Source organism: Mesorhizobium sp. M8A.F.Ca.ET.161.01.1.1 (genome assembly GCF_004792105.1).
GTDB lineage: Bacteria > Pseudomonadota > Alphaproteobacteria > Rhizobiales > Rhizobiaceae > Mesorhizobium.
In genome coordinates this window covers 1-351 of record NZ_SRTD01000209.1, presented here as the reverse complement: position 1 = coordinate 351, position 351 = coordinate 1, and the positions used below count along the sequence as shown (strand labels likewise).

The following is a 351-nucleotide window of genomic DNA, read 5'->3' as shown; positions in this document are numbered from 1 at the left end:
CACGCCTCCCAGCCTTGGCCGATGCCGCATACGCTGATGATCGGCTGTTATGCCGAGGCGTTGGCTTTTGAGATCGCACGCGATGAGGTCGAGCTTGAGGATTGCCGCTGGTTCACGAGGGAAGAGGTGGCAAAGATGCTGGAGGCCCCGGCGGGCGAAGGTCTTTCTGCGCCGCCCATGGGAGCCATCGCGCATCGCCTGATGCGCGACTGGGTGGAATGGCCGAAGTAGGAGATCGCGGCAGGCTCAGCTCTGGTTGAGCTTTCCGCGCATCGCATGGCCCTTGTAGACGCCGAGAATACGGACTTTTTCAGAGAAGAAGCGCAGCTCGTCCAGGGCATGCCGCACGGG

General features: G+C 62.4%; 2 pseudogenes. One reads left to right on the top strand and one right to left on the bottom strand.

Annotation, left to right across the window (positions count from 1 at the left end):
- Positions 1-231, top strand: a pseudogene (locus tag EN804_RS35360) (NADH pyrophosphatase); the annotation flags it as partial.
- A gap of 15 nt (positions 232-246) precedes the next feature.
- Here EN804_RS35360 and EN804_RS38475 read toward each other — a convergent pair.
- Positions 247-351 (bottom strand): annotated as a pseudogene (locus tag EN804_RS38475) (prephenate dehydratase); the annotation flags it as partial.